General features: G+C 60.3%; 18 protein-coding genes and 1 tRNA gene. 9 read left to right on the top strand and 10 right to left on the bottom strand.

The genetic code is table 11. From position 1 onward, the window contains the following. Positions 1–4: 4 nt before the first annotated feature. A complete protein-coding gene (locus tag G5S37_RS24755) occupies positions 5–1,855 on the bottom strand; it encodes a hypothetical protein (protein WP_165207628.1) in 1,851 nt (616 codons plus the stop codon). A 290-nt stretch (positions 1,856–2,145) separates the two neighbouring features. Between G5S37_RS24755 and G5S37_RS24750 the strand changes: the two genes are divergently transcribed. Further along, positions 2,146–5,187 (top strand): PVC-type heme-binding CxxCH protein, encoded by a 3,042-nt coding sequence (locus tag G5S37_RS24750; protein ID WP_165207626.1) that lies wholly within the window; start codon positions 2,146–2,148, stop codon positions 5,185–5,187. Positions 5,188–5,213: 26 nt separating this feature from the next. Here the strand turns inward: G5S37_RS24750 and G5S37_RS24745 are convergent, their stop codons facing one another. The 3 genes from G5S37_RS24745 to hflX form a co-directional block, all read right to left on the bottom strand. After that, on the bottom strand, positions 5,214–5,423 hold the full coding sequence (locus G5S37_RS24745; RefSeq protein ID WP_165207624.1) for a hypothetical protein: 210 nt from the start codon (positions 5,421–5,423) through the stop codon (positions 5,214–5,216). A 114-nt stretch (positions 5,424–5,537) separates the two neighbouring features. After that, positions 5,538–6,173 carry a hypothetical protein gene (locus tag G5S37_RS24740; RefSeq protein WP_165207622.1) on the bottom strand — a complete coding sequence of 212 codons (636 nt, stop codon included), beginning with the start codon at positions 6,171–6,173 and terminating at the stop codon, positions 5,538–5,540. A gap of 315 nt (positions 6,174–6,488) precedes the next feature. Continuing rightward, positions 6,489–7,802, bottom strand: a complete 1,314-nt coding sequence (gene hflX, locus G5S37_RS24735) for a GTPase HflX (protein WP_165207620.1) — start codon at positions 7,800–7,802, stop codon at positions 6,489–6,491. A 212-nt stretch (positions 7,803–8,014) separates the two neighbouring features. Between hflX and G5S37_RS24730 the strand changes: the two genes are divergently transcribed. Then, complete coding sequence (locus G5S37_RS24730; RefSeq protein ID WP_165207609.1) at positions 8,015–8,464, top strand: hypothetical protein; 450 nt, start codon at positions 8,015–8,017, stop codon at positions 8,462–8,464. Between the two features lie 87 nt (positions 8,465–8,551). Here the strand turns inward: G5S37_RS24730 and G5S37_RS24725 are convergent, their stop codons facing one another. The 3 genes from G5S37_RS24725 to G5S37_RS24715 form a co-directional block, all read right to left on the bottom strand. Next, a complete protein-coding gene (locus G5S37_RS24725) occupies positions 8,552–9,052 on the bottom strand; it encodes a hypothetical protein (RefSeq protein WP_165207607.1) in 501 nt (166 codons plus the stop codon). A 62-nt stretch (positions 9,053–9,114) separates the two neighbouring features. Continuing rightward, a complete protein-coding gene (locus G5S37_RS24720) occupies positions 9,115–9,549 on the bottom strand; it encodes a hypothetical protein (RefSeq protein ID WP_165207605.1) in 435 nt (144 codons plus the stop codon). Between the two features lie 141 nt (positions 9,550–9,690). Beyond that, a tRNA-Pro gene (locus tag G5S37_RS24715) sits at positions 9,691–9,767 on the bottom strand. Positions 9,768–10,010: 243 nt separating this feature from the next. On the opposite strand from G5S37_RS24715, the gene argC reads away from it, so the two are divergent. From argC to G5S37_RS24690, 5 genes are all read left to right on the top strand, one after another. Beyond that, complete coding sequence (gene argC, locus G5S37_RS24710; protein WP_165207603.1) at positions 10,011–11,060, top strand: N-acetyl-gamma-glutamyl-phosphate reductase; 1,050 nt, start codon at positions 10,011–10,013, stop codon at positions 11,058–11,060. 30 nt (positions 11,061–11,090) lie between these two features. Further along, on the top strand, positions 11,091–12,377 hold the full coding sequence (gene argJ / locus G5S37_RS24705) for a bifunctional glutamate N-acetyltransferase/amino-acid acetyltransferase ArgJ (protein ID WP_165207601.1): 1,287 nt from the start codon (positions 11,091–11,093) through the stop codon (positions 12,375–12,377). 226 nt (positions 12,378–12,603) lie between these two features. Continuing rightward, positions 12,604–13,485 carry an acetylglutamate kinase gene (argB, locus tag G5S37_RS24700; RefSeq protein ID WP_165207599.1) on the top strand — a complete coding sequence of 294 codons (882 nt, stop codon included), beginning with the start codon at positions 12,604–12,606 and terminating at the stop codon, positions 13,483–13,485. Positions 13,486–13,598: 113 nt separating this feature from the next. Continuing rightward, positions 13,599–14,072 (top strand): HNH endonuclease, encoded by a 474-nt coding sequence (locus G5S37_RS24695; RefSeq protein ID WP_165207597.1) that lies wholly within the window; start codon positions 13,599–13,601, stop codon positions 14,070–14,072. A 45-nt stretch (positions 14,073–14,117) separates the two neighbouring features. Continuing rightward, the gene (locus G5S37_RS24690; protein ID WP_165207595.1) at positions 14,118–15,398 is read left to right on the top strand and encodes an aminotransferase class III-fold pyridoxal phosphate-dependent enzyme; all 1,281 of its coding nucleotides are present in this window, start codon (positions 14,118–14,120) and stop codon (positions 15,396–15,398) included. A gap of 127 nt (positions 15,399–15,525) precedes the next feature. Here the strand turns inward: G5S37_RS24690 and G5S37_RS24685 are convergent, their stop codons facing one another. Continuing rightward, on the bottom strand, positions 15,526–15,744 hold the full coding sequence (locus G5S37_RS24685) for a hypothetical protein (protein ID WP_206026130.1): 219 nt from the start codon (positions 15,742–15,744) through the stop codon (positions 15,526–15,528). 208 nt (positions 15,745–15,952) lie between these two features. Between G5S37_RS24685 and G5S37_RS24675 the strand changes: the two genes are divergently transcribed. Then, entirely contained in the window at positions 15,953–16,210 is a 258-nt protein-coding gene (locus G5S37_RS24675; RefSeq protein WP_165207589.1) for a type II toxin-antitoxin system Phd/YefM family antitoxin, read from the top strand. A gap of 81 nt (positions 16,211–16,291) precedes the next feature. On the opposite strand, the gene G5S37_RS24670 is transcribed toward G5S37_RS24675, so the two are convergent. Both G5S37_RS24670 and G5S37_RS24665 read right to left on the bottom strand, forming a co-directional pair. Further along, positions 16,292–17,335 carry a hypothetical protein gene (locus G5S37_RS24670; RefSeq protein ID WP_165207587.1) on the bottom strand — a complete coding sequence of 348 codons (1,044 nt, stop codon included), beginning with the start codon at positions 17,333–17,335 and terminating at the stop codon, positions 16,292–16,294. Positions 17,336–17,600: 265 nt separating this feature from the next. Continuing rightward, positions 17,601–17,939 carry a P-II family nitrogen regulator gene (locus tag G5S37_RS24665; protein WP_165207585.1) on the bottom strand — a complete coding sequence of 113 codons (339 nt, stop codon included), beginning with the start codon at positions 17,937–17,939 and terminating at the stop codon, positions 17,601–17,603. Between the two features lie 326 nt (positions 17,940–18,265). Here G5S37_RS24665 and G5S37_RS24660 point away from each other — a divergent pair, with 326 nt between their 5' ends. Further along, positions 18,266–19,681: a sigma-54 dependent transcriptional regulator gene (locus G5S37_RS24660; protein WP_165207583.1), complete on the top strand. Its 1,416-nt coding sequence runs from the start codon at positions 18,266–18,268 to the stop codon at positions 19,679–19,681. Positions 19,682–19,716: the final 35 nt, after the last annotated feature.

Raw genomic sequence — 19,716 nt, 5'->3', positions numbered from 1 at the left:
GCCATCACAAGGGCTTGCTGCCGTCGCTTCCAACCTGGCGATACGCTCCGATGGAAGCGCCGGCCTGATCGTCGCGCAGCCGGTGCACGCCTTCGATGGGGTGCACCACACGCTTGTCCTGGTCGAACACATAGGCGCGCAGCGTGACCACGCCGTTGGGCAGTGAGGAGTCATCCAGTGTGCGTGACCAGCCCACATAGAACTCGGGATTGGTGCGCACTTCCTTCTGCCGTTCATAAAACGTTGCGGGCATCAGCGTGGCGGCGAGGGCCACCACTTCCTCAGGACCGTCGGTACCTTGGGCGGTGATGAGAATCAGATCCGCCACATTCTCCACGGACAGGCCACCGAGTCCTGTGAGCTTCCACTTGCCATCACGCGTGTCCACCGGCGGGTCGAACCGGGCCCATTTGCTCCCCAGCTTCTTGCCCATCTTGAACGAGCCCAGCGTGCGGTCTGGCGCGAACTCCACGCCGTGTAGTCTGCCGCGATCTGCCAGGAAGGAGGAGAGGGCGAACGAAGACTTGCGGGTGATGCGTGACTCCATCCACTCGTTGTTTTCCAGGGACATCACACGTGCAAAGGTGAGCAGCGCACGTTCCTGATCCATGCGGCTGTGCTTCAGCCGCATCAGGTGGATCCCCACGCCCCAGTTGATAAACAGCGTGACTGCCAGCACTGCGAATGCCGGAGAGGCGGCGCGCCGCGCGTAGGGAAACCATGAGGAACCGGAGCTGGCCATCTCCTGGAGCACCGTGGCAGCGAGGAGCAACGTGCCGAAGACGAAGAAAATGCTGAATGTTCCGAAGCGCTCGTCGAGGGCGTTATCCACCGAGTTGTGCATACGACCCAGGCTGATGAGCACGGCGGAGCCCAGTCCGTACAACGCAAATCCAATCCACGGCAGCGCTGCGGCGGTCATTTCACGATCCCTGCGATGCCGCCATGCAAACACCACGCAGGCGAGGAACACCGCTAGGAGAATACCGCCCAGCACGGCGGCCAAGGTTTCAGGCTCAAAGACGGTCCCCTTCCCCAGCGTGCCTCCCAGCACGATGAGAACAAAATGCGTCCGCATGAGGGGGCGTCCAAAGAGCGAGGACAATCCCTCTTCGGCATCGGGTCCGCGCTCCGAACCTCCGGGCGCTGAGAGCGCAAAGTAAGCGACCACCCCGTGCACCAGCAGCCAGGCGATGATGAAGAGCGTCTTCTGGCAGCGGCTTCGCCCCTGCATGCCATGCCAGATGACGAGGCTTAGGATGAGCGGAACGAAGTAACCGGTGCCAAAGGAATGGATCGCGATGATGCTCAGCAGGGATGCCACCAGCAGGCGCCAGGCGGAGAGCGGCCGGGTGAGCAGCAGCCACATCCCCACGGAGAGACACACGCCTGGGATAAAGTTCTGGTACATGAAATCCCACAACCACACTTCACCCTGCGCCGCGTTGAAGATAATCAGTGTGGCACAGGTCAGCACCAGGGCCGCGGGGAACCACCCGCCCTTCCAGAGCGGACGTGCCAGGCGATAGACGCACAGTGCAATCACTGCGGACAACACCCAGCTCAGCACGGGCAGCACCGCCACATTGCCATCCAGATAGTGCAGCACGGCGAAGTAGATGGTCTTGCCCACGGCGGAAGGGTGCACGTAGTTCGGCGCGAAGAATCGTTCCCAGCTGAACCTGTCCTCCATGAGCTCCCGGTACTGCTGGACATAGGACCAGGAGTCCAGGCAGGGCATGGGCACCAGTAGCGGTACCATCTGCACGAGGAGCACGATGGCTGGCAAAACAATGATCAACCACGCCCACCAGTGACGCATCCGGACAGGGGAGGGACTCGATGCGTCAGTCATGCAAGAATGGGACAAGGGCAGGGAATGGATCTGTTCGCGATGCAGGGCTTGCCTGGGTGATGGCTGTGAGCTGGCCGCGTTCGGTCAACGGTTCATCGTGTGACCAGGGAGTGACGGCTGTGCGTTGAGAACAAATCGATGCCCTTGAGCCCACCTGACGCGGTACTTAAGGGTGCCCCGCATTTTCGTATCACCACCGGTCACCTACGGGGGTGAACCCCGGAGAGTCCCCGCGTACCCGTCTATGACTCGCTGCGTAACAATCCGACGCCTCCCACCGTACCCGCACCATGCTCCGTTTCGTTTCTTCCACCCTGGCACTGCTCTGCCTTACTGCCACCCTGTCTGCCGAGGAGGCTGCGCCTGCGGGTAATGATGAAGTGAAGAAGATCATGCAGGAGTTCCAGGGACGCGGCACGCTGCGCGACGACACGCCGCCCAAGTCCCCCAAGGAAGCGCTGCAGGCCTTCAACATGCGCCCCGGTTTCGACATCGATCTCATGGCCTCCGAGCCGGTGGTGGAGCAGCCGCTCTACATGTCCTGGGATTCACGCGGCAGGCTTTGGGTTACGCTCTATCGCCAGTACCAGTTCCCTGCCGGACTGAAGATTCTGAAGTACGACCAGCACCTGCGCGCTGTCTTCGACAAGGTGCCCGAGCCTCCGCCGAAGGGCGAAAAGGGCGCGGACAAGATTGTGGTGCTCGAGGATACCGATGGTGACGGCACGCTCGACAGCCACAAGACGGTGATCGAAGGACTGAACATCGCCACGGCCGCCATCAAGGGCGCCGGCGGCATCTGGGTGATGAACCCGCCGTACCTGCTCTTCTATCCTGATGCGAATGATGACGATGTGCCTGATGCCGATCCAGAAGTGGCCCTGAAAGGATTTGGTCTCGAAGACACCCACGCCGTGGCGAACAGCATTCAGTTCGGCCCGGATGGCTGGATCTATGGCGCCAACGGCAGCACCACGAAGGGAAACGTCTCCAGCAAGGTTTCGAAGAACGTGAAGTTCGAAGGCCAGCACATCTGGCGCTATCATCCGAAGACGAAGGTGTTCGAAATCTACGGCGAGGGCGGTGGCAATACCTTCAGCACAGAGATCGATGCCCAGGGACGCGTCTTCAGCGGCACCAACGGCTCGCAACGTGGCATGCACTATGACCAGGGCATGAGTGGCTCGAAAAATTTCGGCAAGCACGGCCCTGCGCTCAATCCCTACAGCTTTGGTTATTTCGACCACATGGTGACGAAGAGCGATGGCAAGCGCTTCTCCCAGACCTTCTGCATCTACGACGGCGATCTCATGGCGGATACGCTGGGTGGTCGTATTGTCGCGGGGAACTCGCTGCAGAACATGTGCTATGTGAGCCGCCGCATCGCGGATACGAGCACCTTCCGCGTGGAAGACGACGCGCCGCTGCTCACGAGCACGGACCGGTGGTTCCGCCCGGTGGATGCGAAGGTTGGGCCCGATGGTTGCGTGTGGCTGGCGGACTGGTATGATACGCGTCTCAGTCACGTGCGTCCCGTGGACGACTGGAGCAAGAAGGATGGCCGCATCTACCGCGTGCGTCCCGATGGCAAGAAGGTGGCCTTGAAGCCCTTCGATCTTCAGAAGTCTCCCACCACAGAGCTCATCAAGCTGTTGGATCATTCCGCCAAATGGTGGCGTCGTCAGGCAGCGCTGGAGCTTGCATGGCGTGATCAAAAGAGCGCACTGCCCGAGCTGGAAAAACTGGCGCGCTCGGAGAAGAATCCGCATGCCATTGATGCCCTGCAGGCGCTGCACATGCTCGGCGGATTCACGGATGAACTCGCCATCGATCTCCTGAAGCACCCCGATCCCTATGTGCGCCGCTGGGTGGTGAAGTGCGTGGGTGATGCCGGCATTGCCAGCACGCAGTTGGTGGCTTCGCTCAAGGAACTCTCCGCGCGGGAGGAGCATCCCGAAGTGCGCACGCAGATCCTGTGCAGCGCGAAGCGCCTGCCGGCCGAATCTTCGCTTCCCATCGTGCGGGTCATGATGGGGCGTGATGCCGATGCCGCGGACCAGCGCATCCCGCTCATCCTTTGGTGGGCGATTGAGGACAAGGCAGAGAGCGATCGCGATGCCTTGCTCACACTTTTTTCCGAGCCTGCCGCCTGGGACATGAAACTCGCGCGCAGCCACGGCATCCAGATGCTGACGAAGCGCTGGGCCATGGCCGGTGGCAAGGAGAACTACGATGCTTGCGCGAAACTGCTTGCCCTGGCAAAGCGCCCGGATGATCAGGCGCTGGTCATCGAGGGCATCGCTGCGGCATTCGAAGGAGGAAAGATCCCCGAGCTGCCGGAGGCTCTCGCCACGCCACTCGCTGCTTTCATCAAGAGCCGTCTTGATTCGGATCTGGCGCTTGCGGTGAAGACGGGCAATGCGGAGGCCGCGAAGAAGGCGGCCGACATTGTGGCAGATCCCAAGGCGCCTTCCGCCAAGCGCGCCGCACTGGTGGTGGCGCTTGCCGAGTCGGGCTCAAAAGAGGCCGTGCCTGCGTTCCTGAAGGTGCTGTCCGGTGCGGGAGATGTGGGCCTGAAGAAGGCCGTGCTGCCCGTCGCCGCGCGCTTCGAAGAGAAGCGTCTCGCTGAAGCCGTGCTGAAGGGATATGAGGCCCGCTATGCCGGTGACGCTGCGCTGCGCGACGCCGCACACCGTATGCTGGCCAGCCGCAAGGAGTGGGTGAGTTATTTCCTCAATGAAGTGGACCAGTGGCACATCAAGTCTGAGCAGGTCGCTCCGGATATCGTGCGCCAGATGCTCTCTTACGGAGACAAGGAACTCGCGACCCGCATCGAGAAGCACTGGCCCCAGAAAAACACCCTGTTGAGCGACGCCCAGAAGCAGGCGGAGATGGAGCGCATCAAGAAGGCTATCCACGGCGGTGCTGCGGGCGATCCAGAGAAGGGGAAACTGCTCTTCACCCAACGCTGCGCCATCTGCCACACCCTCTTTGGTGAAGGCGGCAAGGTGGGCCCGGATCTCACCGGCTATGAGCGTACGAATCCCGAGTTCTGGCTCGCGGCCACCATCGCTCCCAGCATGGAGATTCGCGAGGGCTTCGGTGCCTACGTGGCGAAGATCAAAGGTGGCCAGGTGCTCATGGGCATCCTCGACAAGCAGGACGCCGCTGGCATCTCCCTGCGCGACATCGCCGGGCAGCGCCACACCGCGCGTGCGGAAGATGTGGAGAGCTTGGAAGCCTCACCCATCTCCCTCATGCCGGAAGGTCTGATGGCGGGATTGAGCGATGCAGACCTGCGCGATCTCTTCGCGTGGCTGATGAAGCCGTAGTGGCAATTGAATCAGCGGCCCCAACGCTATTGCTGCGGGGCCTGATCCTGGTCTTCCATCTTCTTCCCCGTCAGCCAGAGGAAGCCGCCCACCACGATGAGGGCAATGCGGATGATCCATGCCACCTGTTCGCCCCAGAGGCTGATCCAGCTGAGCAGGATGAATTCCATCTGCATAAAGCTCAGGATGATGGACCCTGCGCCAAAGAAAAACATGTAGCCGCCGATTTGTTTCATGGAATTGTTAGTCGCTAGAGGCGCGATGATAGGATCGCAACAGCAGCCCGCAATAGCCATTTGACTCAGCTTGGGCGAAGCCGAAGGTCCGTATCCCTTCTCCCACGGCAGCCGCTACGCCGGCTGCACCCTCAATCCTCGAGGCGCTATGGGAAGAGGCATGGCATCTCCCTGCGCCTTTGGAATGGGCACATAAGAAACGGAAGCACGGTGCACGATGCGTTCATCGTGCTGGCCCTTGTAGGCTACCATGGTGTCGAAGTACAGATCCATGGCCGTGCGGCGTTCCTCTTCGGTATACTCCTTCCAGTAGATCTCCCAGAGGCGATGTTCGTGATCGCTGTTCACCTGGTAGCCGAGTTCGGCCGCCTTCTGTCCCATGCGGTGCAGTGAGCGCAGCAGGCTGGCGGGCCTCTCCAAACCGATGAAACAGAAATACGAGTCTAGCAGGCGCACCTCCTTGGCGCGGATGGATTGCCAGCACTCGTCGGTGACGTGCACCTCAGCGAGGCGTCCGCGCTGAAATCTTGCTCCCATGGCGCAGAGCGCGACGTCGAATGTGTTCAGGACGTCGACCAGGGCACCGTCCTTCACGTTGTGATAGGTGATTTCAATGATCTGCCCTTCCAGACGGAATTTTAGGCAGTAGGGATGGAAGTCCTGCAGCAGCACCGCTCCGCGATCCAACAGGGCTTGGCAGAGATTTGCCCGTTGTTTGCGATCGCGGACCCAGAGGTCAAGATCGTGCATGGCCAGTCCCTTGCGTAGGAGCGGCTTGAAGGCGCCGCCGCAAATGAAGACCTCGCCATCGAATCCCTTAGGGAAGAGAAACGCAAAAAGTTGATGCGCTCGGCTGCGGACCCGATGGAGGAAAAGGTGACGCAACATGGCAGTCCAAGGGGTTGAGTTTGTTAATGCCTATGTAGCTTTTAGCAGAATTTTAATTAAGTTCAATGAGAATTTAAGATTTTTAAAATAACAAAGCCAGCAGTCGGCTTTTTTTAAAAAATCGGCTGGGACGGCCCCTGCGATGAAGGCAGTCGCGCGAGTTCTGCGTTGTCTCGACTACACCGCGAATGGCGTGAATCTCGAAACCAGGCGCTTGGGCACCACACACTGGACCACGGCTGCATCCGCCTCGTAGTCTTCGTGCAACACCTTGCCCTCCTGATGCGCTAGCGCGAGGAGATCCAGCCGGTTCATCGGCAGACGCAAATCGAGCCGCACCACGCGGTCAAAGACCATTTCGTGGACGCGATGCAGCAGATCCTCCATGCCCGCTCCTGTCTTCACGGAAATCATCACCGCATCGGGATGCCGGTGCTGCAGTTCCTGTAGACGCTCAGGATCGGTGACGAGGTCAATCTTGTTGAAGGCAAGGATGGTCTTCTTGCCGCCGGCGCCGATTTCCCCAAGCACCTCCACGGTAGTTTCCATGAATTTCTCCGCGCTCTCATGCGTGGCATCCACCACATGGATGAGGAAGTCGGCAAGGTTCGCTTCTTCCAGGGTAGCTCGGAAGCTCTGCACGAGATCGTGGGGCAGCTTGCGCACGAAGCCCACCGTGTCGGTCAGCAGGATTTGCTGGCCGTCGGGCATCTCCATGCGCCGTGTCGTGGTATCGAGCGTGGCAAAGAGTTTGTCCTCGGCGAGCACATCGCTTTGCGTCAGCGCGTTCAGCAGGGAGGACTTGCCGGCGTTCGTGTAGCCTACGATCGCGCCATGGGGCAGGGGTACGCGGCTTCGTTCCTTTCGCTGCGTGTCGCGTTGTTTGCGCACCTCCAGGAGCTCTGCCCGGAGTTTCTCCACGCGTTTGTTCGCGAGTCGCCGGTCAATTTCGAGCTGGAGTTCACCTTCACCACGCGCTGCGCCGCCGCCACCTCCTGCGCCACCACCACCGCCGCCGGCGCCACCTGCACCGCGCTGGCGGTCAAGGTGCGCCCACATGCGGGTGAGGCGGGACATGGAGTACTCCATGCGAGCCAGGGCCACCTGAAGGCGCGCCTCACGCGTGCGTGCCCGCAGATTGAAAATATCCAGGATGACCTCGTGCCGGTCGATGACGCACAGCCCCGAGTCTGCCTCCCAGGCACGTTGCTGCCCCGGCGACAGTTCGTTGTCGAAGATGATGGCATCGCATCCCAGTGCCTTGGCGTGGTCCATGAGTTCCTTCGCCTTGCCCGTACCGGTGAGGTAGCGGGGACTCATGTCCCGCACATGCACTGTGATGGTATCCGCAATGCCGATGCTCAAGGTGCTGACCAGATCCTTGAGTTCATCCAACAATTCGCGTGCCTCTGCGAGATCCTCACGGCGAAAGCAGGCGCTGACGAGCAGGGCGCTCTCAACAAGATTGGGTTTTTCGCGAATGTCGAACATCGGGCTTTCTTTCAGTGGGATACGTTTGAGACCGCTCTTCCCGTGTGAAGGAAAGAGCGAATCTCCAGCATACCATCAAAATCCCCGGATGAAAGGAAGGGGGGAGATTTACAGCAGACAGCCACTCATGGCACTACCTCAAGGAACACTCCGGTGCCCGGGGATGTGGCACGCGTCTTGATCCCGCTTCAGCCCGTGGGTAGAGTCATGCCATGGGCTTCTTCTCCAACCTGTTCGACGCTTTCAAGAAAGGTGAAGATCCTGACAACATTTACACCGACGAGGTGCTTGGCATCACGAACTGGTCAGAAGAAAGCGAAAGCTGGCATGGAGAGTACCGTGGCCTAAAGTTCAGCCTGGATTATGATCGTCTGAGAAAGCCCACGGATGCGGTAGTGGCCTACGCTCGCGAGGTGCTTACGGATCCTGAGTATCTGGTCGCCTCCATTGCGGCGGGAAAGGAAAGAGACAAGGCAAGGTTCGCCATGTACGGCGGCTTCTACGCCGCAGAAATCGACGGACTGACGATTGGCGAAATCAGCTTCTACATCCACAAGCAAACCCGTCGCATGTTGATCGGCCTCGAAGGTGGGAGGGACTATCGCGCATGGCGCATCGAATACGTAGACCGAATCTGCGAGGGCATAGGATTTGACAGCTGAGCCCTGTCCACTTTCCACTCGGTCCCTGGCACCCGACCTCAAGAACAGCCTGGTGCGCGCTGTCGTGGTGTGCCAAATGCGATGGCCCTATTTGCTGGCGGCGGCAGGAGCCGCAGGTTTGCTTGCCGCCGAGATGACCTGCTCATCCACCCCCATTTCCTTCAGTAGTGTCAGCCAGCGTTTCTCGTACCACGCGGTCCGCTCAGGTGTGGATTCTGTTTTTGCCGCGTTCATTTTCTCGGAGATGAACTCATTCAATGTCCAGTGGTACACGACCACCCCATTGGGCTTGGATTGCACCACGTAGGGTTCCACCGCAGCAGGGTCGGTGCTGGCCTTGTCCTTGGCGCGGAGGTCCACCACCCGGTACCGCCTTTCCTCACCTTCAAAGATGCATTCCTTGCCCAGCCGCACGACCTCATGCTCCTTGGCCAGGTTCTTGTTCATCCACGTCTGCACCTGCTCCTGAGTTTGTCCCTCTGGGATGGTGGTCTTCGAGTTACCCGACAAGCCAAAGTACATCACCAGGCCAAAGGTGAGCATGATCAGGCTCATGAAACCGATGCCAAAGCGAGCGATATTGTTCATGCCGCCGCATCATCCCTGATTTCTCCATCCGTAGTCAAGCTCGCTTCCCGGGAGGCTGCCGCTCAGGTCTCGCGTTCGATGGGGATGCCCATCTCATTGCAGAAACGCTGTAACTCTCCGGCTTTCTGTCCCTGCAGATTGGGGCTCATCCTTTGAAGCTCGAGCTGTTTCAGGGCGATGAAATCCCGCGACGACCATCCGTCCACGATCTCCTGCACCTGACCAGTCGTCACCTCGAAGACATAGTTGGTCATCACGGTCACGCCGTGCGCATTTTTCCCGCGAATCCAACCCACTTGGAAGGTACGGTCCCACAGCATTCTTGATTCGCTGAAGCCCATCATCTCGACCTTGGGATCCGTGATGTGGGCCTTCATCCAGCGCTTCAGCGACTGGTCCCGCTTGTCCGGCACCACGGCGCCGGGATCGAGCTTGGCCAGCATCACCACCAAGAGGACCATGCATCCCAGTGCTGCCATGCGAAAGAGCTGCTTCATGCGGAGGCCGGGCTGAAGAGTGGCGGTGGCTGCCTAAGGGAATGCATTCTTCAGCTAGTTAGCCGAAAGGGAGGCGGTCCGTCAATGGGCTGCGGTTGCCCTGCGGTGGAGGAGGGGACTTTCCCTCCTGTTCCTGTCCACTGGTCGGGCTGGCGAGATTCGAACTCACGACCTCTTGCACCCCATGCAAGCGTTCTACCAGGCTGAACTACAGCCCGCGATCCAGTTGTTGGCAGGACGGGCAGTCTGGATCATGCCCGCGTGATTGCAAGTCCCTGATGCATCTTTCTCATGAAAAACGGGAAAGGGGGCGCTGGGGGCTCAAGATGAATTGTTTCACGAAACCCGTCTGTGTCAGACGGGCGTAACCACTAATGCATGTGAACAACTTTCTTGGTGAACAAGTGTGAATCGCCTTGCTTCTGCCCTACTTGATCACATACTCCGCCCCCTCCCAAATCATGTCCTCCCAAGTGAAAGTCGCAGTGATTGGCGCCAGTGGCTACTCAGGCAGAGAGCTGCTGCGTCTTCTCCTGCTGCACCCGCACGCGGAGATCGTGGCCGTGACGTCACGCGCGCTGGCTGGCAAGCCGCTGGTTTCGGAGTTCCCGAGATTTCGTGGATTCCCGCAGGCGGAGGCCTTGAAATTCATCGCGCCCGACGTCGCCGCCATCAAGGCGCTTGGCGCCACGGTGGCTTTCCTGGCGCTGCCCCATGGCGTGGCCCACGAGTTTGCCACGCCTCTCTTGGATGCCGGGCTGAAGGTCATCGACCTCAGCGCGGACTTCCGTCTCAGGGATGCCAGCGTCTACGCGGAATATTATGATCACGCGCATCCCTCGCCAGCTCTGTTGGGGGAGGCGGTGTATGCCCTGCCCGAGTGGCGGGAGGATGAAATCAAAAAGGCGCGTCTCATCGCCTGCCCGGGTTGCTACCCCACGAGCGTGCTGGTGCCTCTGCTGCCGCTGCTGAAGGCGGGGCTGCTGGACGAGTCACCCATCGCTGTGTCCAGCATGAGCGGGGTGAGCGGCGCCGGTCGCAAGGAGAGCGTTTCCTTCCTCTTCTGCGAGTGCAATGAGAGCGTGCGCGCCTACAGCGTGCCGAAGCACCGGCACCTGAGCGAAATCGGCCAGGAGCTGGATCTCGCCGCGGGACGGAAGGTGCGCTTCACCTTCGTGCCGCACCTCATCCCGGTGAATCAGGGCATCCACACCACCATCTTTGCCGGATTGCGGGAAGGCGCCACCATCGACGACGTGGGAGCCGCCTACGCTTCCGCTTATACCGGCAGGCCCTTCGTGCGGCTGCTGGGCAGGAACCAGTGCCCGGATACGAAGAACATCACCGGGACGAATTTCATCGATGTGGGCTGGGCGTTCGACGAGCGCGCGGGCCGCCTCATCCTCATGAGCGCGGAGGACAACCTGGTGAAGGGCGCCTCCGGCCAGGCCGTGCAAAATTTCAATCTCATCCATGCTTTCCCCGAAGATACGGGGCTCATGGTCGTCTAAGTGCTTTCCCACAGCACTCCAGCAGCAGTCATGAGCAAGGATCCCCCTTCCGCCGTAGAGTTTCCATTCAAGCAAGTCGCCGGCGGCGTGACCGCCGCGAAGGGTTTCCGTGCGGGCGCGATCTCCTGTGGCATCAAGAATCCCAACGCCACCCGTTTGGATCTCACGCTCATCGCCTCCGATCTGCCCACGCACACAGAGGCCTGCTTCACCACCAACAAGGTAAAGGCTGCCTGCGTGCGTGTCTCCCAGCAGCACGTGAAGGTGGGAGATGTCCGAGCCATCATCGCGAACAGCGGCAACGCCAATGCCTGCACCGGACCCCAGGGCATCGCGGATGCCAAGGCCATGACGAAGGCGGCGGCGGACAAGCTCGGCGTGAAGATGCGCCAGGTGCTCGTCTGCTCCACCGGCATCATCGGCATGCCCATGCCCATCCAGCGCATCACCCCGCGCATTGAGGAGCTGGTGCAGTCCCTGAAATCCGGCCCCGCGGGCTCGGAGGATGCCATGCATGCCATCATGACCAGCGACACGAAGCCGAAGACCTTCGCGGTCGAGGTGGAGTGCGAGGGTGCAACTTTCCGCGTGGGCGGCATCGCCAAGGGCGCGGGCATGATCTGCCCGAACATGGCCACCATGCTGGCCTTCATCACCACGGACGCCAAGATCCAGCCCGGAGAGCTGAAGAAGGCGACCCAAGCGGCAGTGCAGGAAACCTTCAACCGCATCACCATCGACGGCGACACCAGCACGAATGACACGGTGATCGTCATGGCAAACGGCGCCAGCGAAGTGCCGCTCATCAAGAGCAAGTCACCCTGCACGGAAATCTTCCGCGCGGCGCTGAAGCACGTGATGATGAATCTCGCCAAGATGATCGTGCGCGACGGCGAGCGGGTGACGAAGTTTGTGGAAATCCGGGTGCACGGCGCCAAAACTCATCAGGATGCCAAGAGCGTGGCGGAGACGGTGGCGAAGTCCATGCTGGTAAAGTGCTCCTTCCACGGGGGCGACCCCAACTGGGGCCGCATCATCCACGCCGTGGGCTATGCGAATGCCCGTGTGCGTGAGGAACTCGTGGATATCTACTTCGGCGGCCTCTGCGCGGCCAAGGGCGGTCTCTCCACCTCCATTCCCGTGAAGGAACTGGAGAAGGTCACGGCCAAGGCGAACTTCACCGTCACCATTGATCTGAATCTCGGCGACGCCTGTTACAACGTCTTCACCACGGACCTCAGCGAAGAGTACGTGGACTTCAACAGCAGCGAATACTCCGCTGCGGTGCACTCGAAGCGACAGACCGGACTGGCGTAAACGTCAGTCCCAGCCGGTTTGGCAGTTCAAGGAGAAGCTTTCGTAATGTAGAAGGCTTCTCCAGAAGCCTTTTATGGCCTTATTTCCACGCCTCCGCGTTGCTCCCTCGCTTTGATCCTCAGGCTATCAACTATCCACCCTAGACTATCAACCCAGCCTTCCGTGACGTTTTTTTCGTTGTGAGCGCACTCCAGCGTTCCTTAGTGCTTCCCCTTCCTCCATTCTCATGAGCCTGAACGACCAGATCAGCAAAGCCGCCGTCCTGCTGGAAGCTCTGCCCTACATGCAGAGCTTCCGCGGCCAGACCTTCCTCATCAAGGTGGGTGGCAGCGCCATGGAAGAGCAGTCCCTGGTGGACAGCCTCCTGCGCGACATCGTCTTCCTCGAAGCGGTGGGCATCAATCCTGTGCTGGTGCATGGCGGTGGCAAGGCCATCAACAAGGCGATGAAGGACTCGGGCCTGGAAGCCAAGTTCATCGGCGGCCTGCGTGTCACTGATGAAGCTACGATCAGCATCGTGGAAGAAACGCTGGCTCGCGTCATCAATCCGGATCTCGTGGAGCGCATCAAGGCTCTGGGTGGCCGCTCTATCGGACTTCCCGGCACGACTGTCTTCTCCGGCAAGCGGATGCTTGGCAAGGATCCCTCCACCGGTCAGTCCGTGGATCTCGGCTTCGTGGGTGAAGTCACCGAGTGCAACACAGAAGTCATCGACCTCGCCGTGGCGGGTGAAGTGGTGCCGGTGGTCTCTCCGGTCGCCCGTGAAATCGGCACCCGAAACACGCTCAATGTGAATGCCGACATCGCCGCCTGCGCGCTGGCGAAGAAGCTCAAGGCCACCAAGCTCATCTTCCTCAGCGATGTGCTCGGCGTGATGCGTGATCCCAAGGACAACGCCACGCTCATCCCCACGCTGGACGAAGCCTCCATCGCCCAGCTCAAGAAGGAAGGCATCATCTCCGGCGGCATGATTCCGAAGGTGGACAGCGCCCTGGACTCCCTGCACGGCGGCGTGGGCAAGGTGCACATGATCGACGGACGCATCCCGCACTCCCTGGTGCTGGAGTGCTTCACGGATCGGGGCATCGGCACGGAAATCACGCTGTGAAGATGTTCCGGCACAACCTCAGGCACGAGAGATGTAGCACGCGGGTGCGGCGACGACGATGACATCGGGTCATATGTCTTGTTCCACACTGGTAAAACTACAATTGTATCGTCATGCCCGCAAAAATTACACCGTCACAGGCAAAGAACTTCGTCAGAAGGGCTTTGACTGCGATCGTTGATCCGCCACCTTCCATTCAAGCGCTTCAGCAAATTTGGGACCATTTTGACTCCCGCTGTGCCTATTGTGATTTAGAGCTGACTCCCGGCAGGAAGCAGGCGCACTATGATCATTTGGTATCGAAGGGAGGCAACGCTTTGGACAACTTTGTTCTTTCCTGTGCCACCTGCAATGAGAAGGAGAAACTGGATAAGGACTGGGAGACCTTCCTTGAGACAAAAGCACCTACGAGCGAAATATTCGGTATTCGTCGGGCGCGGATAGTTGAGTGGCGGCAACTCGCATGCAAGCAGGTGGTCAATGTTGATCCGGCTCTCCTTAACATGGCTGAGTGTGCAGTGGTCGAAGTGTTGGAGCTTTTCGAGGAAAAGGTTGAGGAACTGCGACGAGCAAAATTGTCCAGGTAAGTTTGAGTTTCTTGGTTTTCCATCTTCCACCCATCATTCCACTTCATGTCTGATTCCGATTCTCTCATTTCTCAATACGTCATGCCCAACTACGGACGGTACGACTTCTGGCCCGAGCGCGGCCAGGGCGCACGCGTCTGGGACAGGGACGGCCGCGAGTACCTCGACTTCGCCGGTGGTGTGGCCGTGTGCCCGCTGGGTCATTGCCACCCGGAGGTGGTGCAGGCCATCAGCCAGCAGGCTGCGACACTGATCCACGTCTCCAACTGGTACAACATCCGTCAGCAAGGTGAGCTGGCAAAGATGCTCGTGGAGGACGTGCTGGGCATTCCCGGCAAGTGCTTCTTCTCCAACAGCGGCGCCGAGGCGAATGAAGGCCTCATCAAGCTCGCGAGGAAGTTCGGCGTCGCCCGGCCCAAGGCGGATGGCTCACCGCGCTATGAAATCATCACCTGCACCGGCAGCTTCCACGGCAGGACCTTCGCCACCATGACGGCGACCGCGCAGGAGAAGATCCACGGTGGCTTCGGCCCCCTGGTGCCCGGTTTCAAATACGTGACCTTCAACGATGTCGCGGAGCTCAAGGCTGCAGTGAATGAAAACACCATCGCCATCCTGCTCGAACCCGTGCAGGGTGAAAGTGGTGTGAATCCGGTGACGCCCGAGTTCCTCCGTGTCGCGGCTCAACTGCGCGACCAGCATGATCTGCTGCTGCTCCTGGATGAAGTGCAGTGCGGCCTGGGGCGTACCGGTGAACTTGCCGGATGGCGCAGCATTGTCCCCGGTGATGAAATCCTGCCGGACGCCATCAGTTGGGCGAAGTCCATCGGCAGCGGTTATCCGCTCGGTTCCTTCTGGGCGCGGGATCGCGCCGTGGGTGACGCAGCCGGCACTCGACTGTGCAATCTCCTGAGCGCCGGCACACATGGCACGACGTATGGCGGTTCACCGCTCGCCTGCGCCACTGGCATGGCCACACTCAACGTGATCTTGCGCGACAACCTCGCGGCCCACGCGAAGACCATGGGTGCATTCATCGCCAGTGAGGCGCTCGCCTGGAAACTGCCGGCGCTGTCGGAAGTGCGCGCCTTTGGTTTCATGATCGGTTTCGAGCTGAACACCCCGCTCATCGAGGCCAACGAAGCCTTCAAGGCCAGCGGCAAGCTGCCCTCCATATGGGTAGCAAAACTGCTCATGGATGCCGGACTCCTCGTCGTACCCGCCGGACCCAAGGTCATTCGCTGGCTCGCCCCGATGAACACGACTGAAGCCGAAGCCCGCGAAGGCCTTGGCATCATGCAGTCGGTGCTGAGCGGCCTGGGCTGAGATCGAGAATAGAAATGTAGAATGCGTGGAAGGCCTCTCCGGAGGCCTTCTTCATTTGTGCATACCCATGCAGCCCTGGGAGCGCTGGCCTCTGGCCGGCGTATGAACGTGGCATTCTCTCAGCACCCTACCTCTCCTCGCCCGTTTCCCTGGCGCCTTCACTGTCACTCCCACCACGAAGGCAGAAGAGATAACAACACACTGCAATGGTGAAGAAAATCCCCTCCAACGCGGTCTGCCACGGGATGACAGCGGTGTAGTTCTTTCCCAGCACACCCAGCCTGCTGAGGAGCATCAGCACCGGTGTCGTGCCAGGGAAGTCGCGAGGTACAGCTTGGCATTCCACAGGCGATTCCATCGCGCGATCGCACCAGGGCGCAGTATCTGGGTCAGCACCACCAGGAGCAGCAGGGTGATCTGTAGATAAACCATGCCGCGAGCCTGACGGAACGCGCGATTCGTGGCAAACCAAATCGCGCTACAGTCCGGTTCAACCCATCGGCTGCGACGCTGCGGCTTGCGTTGCGTTAAAGTGCTACTAAAGTATCACTCGCATGAAAACCGAGTTGGTGACCGGTCTCAAGCGCAACGCTACTGAAATACTGGCAGACTTGTCAGCGGATGGGGAACCAATTCTCATCACTCAACACGGGAGGCCTGCAGCCTACTTGGTCGATGTCGAGGGGTATGAACGCCTTCAGCGCAAAGTTGGCATCCTCGAAATCATTGCGCGGGGTGAAGAAGCGGTTGAGGACAACCGCGTGGTGTCTCACGCTGAAGCGAAGAAACGAATGGCGCGATACCTTCGCTGAAGCTGGACGGCGCCCGCATTGAGCGATTTGGACGCCATTGCCGACTACATTCGGACTGCTTGCAGAAGTGTTTAGCGCCAATCAACCCAACGGCTCCAGCACCACCTTCTGCACGTCCATGATGGCCTTGCCGTTCTTCGTCTCCGGCTTCACCGCGAGGCGATAGGTGCCAGGCTCGGTGATGGTCACTTCACCGGCCTTCACCGGAGCCCACTTCTGGAATCCGCCGGTGTCTTTCACCGTGAAGTTCAGCTTCTGCTCGCCGAGCATCACCGCCACCTTGCTGCCGCCACCGGCGCCGCAGCCCTGGTGCACGGTCACGGCGTATTTGCCGGGCTTGGTCACGGTGAATTCCCACTCAGCGAAGTCATCCTTCTCCGTCCAGAAGCCCAGGCAATTCTTCTCGGCCTTGGGCTCATAGCGCATGTTCTCGCTCCACGTCGTGGCATCCTTGGCCAGGAGTTCCAGGCAGCCGTTTTCGGCAGGCGCGAGTTCGTCCTCGCTCTCGGGAGCGGGGACCAGGGCCACTTCATGCAGGTAGAAGTTGGAGAATCCCATGCCGCCGGGCGTGTAGAGCGCCACGAAGAGTGGACCAGCCTCCTTCACATAGACGTCTCCCACAAAGGTGGAGTTCTTGGCGCCGGACGTGCCCTTGATCTGCTTCTTCAGTGTGCCGCCGGATCCCGCCGAGCTGCCGGCAACCTTCACCTGCACCCCCAGAGCAGGCGCCTTCAGGGAGTAGGTGACGCGCACCTTGTAGCGGCCCCAGCGCTTGGTCTCCATGGGAATGTTGTACTGCTCCCAGTGGGCCATGGGGCTGAAGACGGCTTTGTTCTCATCCACGTTGAAGGCCACAATGCCGCGCTCGGGCATGTCCTTCCGCTGCAGCGGCTCTGTGCTGCCGAAGTCGCCGAGGCCCGACTCGGCATGCGCCTTGAGCAGGGCCTCCGCCTCAGCCAGAGGATCCTTCGGCGCTTCTTCCTCCATCTTCTTGTCACCTTCCTTGACCGTGGCCGCGGCTTCCGCAGCGGGCTTCTCCTCGGCCTCCTTCTTCTCGGCCCTCAGGGTAGAAACAGAAAGGCTCAAACCAAGGGCAAGCAGCAGGGGCAGGCGGAAGAAATGCATGGTGGGTGGATTGAGTTGGCGAGGGGAAAGGAGGGAAAGCTGGCGGAACCGGACCCAGAACCGGGGAGGAACCGGGCCGGGTATGAATCGGTAAAACGTACGTGAACCGGGTTTATTAGCAATGGACGGCAACCTGGGAGGGCTCGCGCCGCCTGCAGGTCCGGGCCGGGCAAAAAGAAAGCACGCGCCGGGCGGGCGCGTGCTTCTGGGGGTGTTTTCCAGCCGGAGCGCGGAAGCGGCGCAGCGGAAAATTTGGGACTGGAAGTTACAGAGCGTCCACCCCGTGCTCACCCGTGCGGATGCGCAAGACGTCTTCCACGTTGTAGATGGCGATCTTGCCGTCGCCCACCTTGCCGGTGTTGGCGCCCTGCAGGATGGCCTTCACGGCGGCATCCGCGACATCGGCGGAGACGAGCACCTCGACCTTCACCTTGGGAAGGAAGTTCACGGTGTACTCGCTGCCGCGGTAAATTTCGGTATGACCGCGCTGGCGGCCAAAGCCCTTCACTTCCGTGACGGTCATGCCGTTCACGCCGACCGCGCGGAGCGCTTCTTGGACGTCGTCGAGTTTGTGGGGCTTGATGATGGCTTCGATCTTTTTCATGGCTCGTTGGCTTTCGTTTGCGGGTTGGTTGTCTCTTCTTTGGTGAAACTCTCCAGGGTGAACCGGAAGTTGGTGGACGGTTGGTAATAAGGCAGGGGGCGTGCCAACCGCTTGAGATGAGTTGTAAGTGATTCGTTTAGAATTGGTTGCGTTGGAACTTTATTTTCTCTATGCGCTTGAAAGTGAATGAAATCGGTGACTCGCTGACCAGCAAGTGGTAAGCGGCTTACCACTTGCGCGGCAGCGGGGATTTCGAGAGGATGCCACTTGCGCCCTCCATCCGGCATCCGGCATGCTCACCATGAGGGTGCTGCGCCTTCCTCTTCATGAAACGTCCGTCCCGTGTCCTCATCGTCGATGCCTCGGCGGAAGATGCTGCGCGCACAGCGGATGCACTCCGGGAGGGTGGCTATGAAGTCAGCATCGCCACCAACGGTACGGAGGGCATCGATGCCGCTCTCGGAGAAGACGTGGACGCCGTGGTCACGGAGTACCGGCTCCCTGGCGCGGGTGGATTGCAGGTCATCTCCACGGTGCATATCAAAAAGCCGCGCCTGCCCTTGATTCTCCTCACCGGAGCTCGCGATGGCGATGTGGCCATCCACGCCGTGAAGAGCGGCGCGTATGACATCCTGCCCAAGCCGGTGGATGGCGCGGAATTGCGCAGTGTGCTGGAGGAGGCCATCGCGGCTGCGCGCCAGATGTCGAAGCCGGTGGAAATCGGCCGGGTGTATGAGGAGCAGGACACACTCATTGGCAAGAGCCGCGCCATGGGCCGGGTGTATCGCGAGCTGGCAAAGATTGCTGCGACTCCGGTGACCGTGCTCATCCGCGGCGAGACCGGCACGGGCAAGGAACTCATCGCTCGCGCGCTCTACCAGCATGGCCACCGCGCACACAAGCCCTTCATCGCGGTGAACTGTGCCGCCATCCCGGAGAGTCTCCTCGAGAGCGAACTCTTCGGTCATGAGAAGGGCGCCTTCACTGGCGCGGTGAGCGCGCGTATCGGCCGCTTCGAGCAGGCGCACAATGCCACACTCTTCCTCGATGAGATCGGCGACATGGATCTCCACCTGCAGGCGAAGCTGCTGCGCGTGCTCCAGGAGAAGCGCATCCAGCGTGTGGGCGGTCGCGAGGACATCCCCGTGGATGTGCGCTTCATTGCCGCCACGCATCGCAACCTGGAGGACATGATCAACAAGGGAGAGTTCCGCGAGGATCTCTACTACCGCCTGAATGTGGCCACCATCCAGCTTCCACCGCTGCGTGAGCGCCCGGAGGACCTTCCCCTGCTGGTGGACTATTTCCTGGCCAAATATGCCGAAGACTTCGGCATCGAAAAAGCATCCATCGCACCCGAGGCGGTGCAGTGCCTGCAGCAGCAACCCTGGCCGGGCAATGTGCGCCAGGTGCAGAACATCCTGCGCAAAGCCCTGCTGAAACGCCGCAGCTATACGATTACAGAAGACGACGTGCGTGAACTCATCGCCGAGTCCGCCCTTGTCCGTCCACGACAGGAACAGAACACCTTGGCGGAAGCGGCAGGACAAATGCTGCGCCGCGCCATGGATGGCGAGATCCCCGGCGCCTACGCGGAAATGCAGCGCCTGATGGAACGCGAACTCATCGGAGCTGCCATGGATCTCTCGGAAGGGAATAAAGCCAAGGCGGCGCGATGGCTGGGCATCTCACGGCTTACCCTGCGTGAGAAGCTGCATCAGCATGGGCTGAACGGGAAGTGAGTGTGAGTGCGTGGTCCCGCTGCGGGGACAAGAAC

Source organism: Roseimicrobium sp. ORNL1 (assembly GCF_011044495.1).
Classification (GTDB): domain Bacteria; phylum Verrucomicrobiota; class Verrucomicrobiia; order Verrucomicrobiales; family Verrucomicrobiaceae; genus Roseimicrobium.
This window is presented reverse-complemented; position numbering and strand designations above follow the sequence as displayed.

What these genes read in the sequence shown, in the direction of transcription:
- G5S37_RS24675 (WP_165207589.1), top strand. Translation starts at nt 15,953, where the DNA reads ATGAAAACCGAGTTGGTGACCGGTCTCAAGCGCAACGCTACTGAAATA.
- argJ (WP_165207601.1), top strand. Translation starts at nt 11,091, where the DNA reads ATGAGCAAGGATCCCCCTTCCGCCGTAGAGTTTCCATTCAAGCAAGTC.
- G5S37_RS24660 (WP_165207583.1), top strand. Translation starts at nt 18,266, where the DNA reads ATGAAACGTCCGTCCCGTGTCCTCATCGTCGATGCCTCGGCGGAAGAT.
- G5S37_RS24755 (WP_165207628.1), bottom strand. Translation starts at nt 1,855, where the DNA reads ATGACTGACGCATCGAGTCCCTCCCCTGTCCGGATGCGTCACTGGTGG.
- G5S37_RS24720 (WP_165207605.1), bottom strand. Translation starts at nt 9,549, where the DNA reads ATGAAGCAGCTCTTTCGCATGGCAGCACTGGGATGCATGGTCCTCTTG.
- G5S37_RS24690 (WP_165207595.1), top strand. Translation starts at nt 14,118, where the DNA reads ATGTCTGATTCCGATTCTCTCATTTCTCAATACGTCATGCCCAACTAC.
- G5S37_RS24670 (WP_165207587.1), bottom strand. Translation starts at nt 17,335, where the DNA reads ATGCATTTCTTCCGCCTGCCCCTGCTGCTTGCCCTTGGTTTGAGCCTT.
- G5S37_RS24695 (WP_165207597.1), top strand. Translation starts at nt 13,599, where the DNA reads ATGCCCGCAAAAATTACACCGTCACAGGCAAAGAACTTCGTCAGAAGG.
- G5S37_RS24750 (WP_165207626.1), top strand. Translation starts at nt 2,146, where the DNA reads ATGCTCCGTTTCGTTTCTTCCACCCTGGCACTGCTCTGCCTTACTGCC.
- G5S37_RS24725 (WP_165207607.1), bottom strand. Translation starts at nt 9,052, where the DNA reads ATGAACAATATCGCTCGCTTTGGCATCGGTTTCATGAGCCTGATCATG.
- hflX (WP_165207620.1), bottom strand. Translation starts at nt 7,802, where the DNA reads ATGTTCGACATTCGCGAAAAACCCAATCTTGTTGAGAGCGCCCTGCTC.
- G5S37_RS24730 (WP_165207609.1), top strand. Translation starts at nt 8,015, where the DNA reads ATGGGCTTCTTCTCCAACCTGTTCGACGCTTTCAAGAAAGGTGAAGAT.
- G5S37_RS24665 (WP_165207585.1), bottom strand. Translation starts at nt 17,939, where the DNA reads ATGAAAAAGATCGAAGCCATCATCAAGCCCCACAAACTCGACGACGTC.
- argC (WP_165207603.1), top strand. Translation starts at nt 10,011, where the DNA reads ATGTCCTCCCAAGTGAAAGTCGCAGTGATTGGCGCCAGTGGCTACTCA.
- G5S37_RS24740 (WP_165207622.1), bottom strand. Translation starts at nt 6,173, where the DNA reads ATGCACGATCTTGACCTCTGGGTCCGCGATCGCAAACAACGGGCAAAT.
- argB (WP_165207599.1), top strand. Translation starts at nt 12,604, where the DNA reads ATGAGCCTGAACGACCAGATCAGCAAAGCCGCCGTCCTGCTGGAAGCT.
- G5S37_RS24745 (WP_165207624.1), bottom strand. Translation starts at nt 5,423, where the DNA reads ATGAAACAAATCGGCGGCTACATGTTTTTCTTTGGCGCAGGGTCCATC.